The organism is Dapis hubbardiae BLCC-M172 (assembly GCF_050016015.1).
Taxonomy (GTDB): domain Bacteria; phylum Cyanobacteriota; class Cyanobacteriia; order Cyanobacteriales; family Microcoleaceae; genus Trichodesmium.
This window is the reverse complement of sequence record NZ_JBNHEQ010000026.1, coordinates 12,278-13,301: the sequence shown is the minus strand read 5'-3', so window position 1 is coordinate 13,301 and position 1,024 is coordinate 12,278. Positions and strand designations below refer to the sequence as shown.

1 pseudogene is annotated in these 1,024 nt (G+C 33.3%); it reads left to right on the top strand.

Going from position 1 to position 1,024, the window contains the following annotated elements:
• Nucleotides 1-1,024: pseudogene (locus tag ACP6PK_RS03415) on the top strand (hypothetical protein); the annotation flags it as partial.

Sequence of the window (1,024 nt, the reverse complement as noted above, 5' to 3'; positions counted from 1 at the left end):
AAATACTAGAGAAAATTCTAACTCAGAAAATCCCGAAACAACTTCTACAGAAAATACAAGTTCACAAAGCACTACAGAAGTAACAAATACTAGAGAAAATTCTAACTCAGAAAATCCCGAACCAACTGCTACAGAAAATACAAATCCACCTGGAATAGTAGAAAGATTTGCTAATGGTAATTTACAGGCAGAAATTCTTTATGAACAAGCAAATAATACAGATTTAGTCAGCGATCTACGTCTGAAAATTATTAGAAGTGGAGAAATTATTTTAAATCAACCAGTACCAGTAAAATCTTTGGCAGGTGAATCTGACAGTACAACGGCAGTATTAGCAGGTAGATTTGTTAAAGTACAATTACTAGATTTAGATGGCAACGGAGAATCCGAGGTATTGATAGATTTATTCACAATAAATAATAGTAATGTTCCATTTGCAGGCGGTACTTATTCCTTGATTTATCGTTATGAACCTACAGAAAATAAATATACTATGCTGCGGCATTACTGGGGGAATATTAATTATCGACTCAAAGATTTAGATAATGATAATCTTCCAGAATTTCAAAGTTTTGATAGTAGATTTGCTAATGTATTTGCTGATATAAATGATTCAGTATTTCCGGTCCGTATCTGGCAGTATCGTCAAGGAGAAATATTAGATGTAACTAAGAAATATCCAGCACAAATAAATACCAGCTCCTCAGAAATTTGGCTAGAATTTTACAGGCGTTCAAATCAAAACCAAAATGTTAAAGGAGTTTTGGCTGCTTACCTAGCAAATAAATATATGTTAGGCGAAAAAGAAGATGGCTGGAAATTAATAGAAAAGGTATATAAAGGTAGCGATCGCTCAGAATATTTTGCCAGTTTGCGTCAATTTTTGACAGACAAAGGTTATGATACAAATCAACAAATTAGAGCCAATGTAATTGTGCCAGAAAATTCGGCGACAGAAAGTCAAGAAACAGTTTCTTTTGCTACTAATGAAACCTCACTTCAACCAACAACAGAAAATACAGAA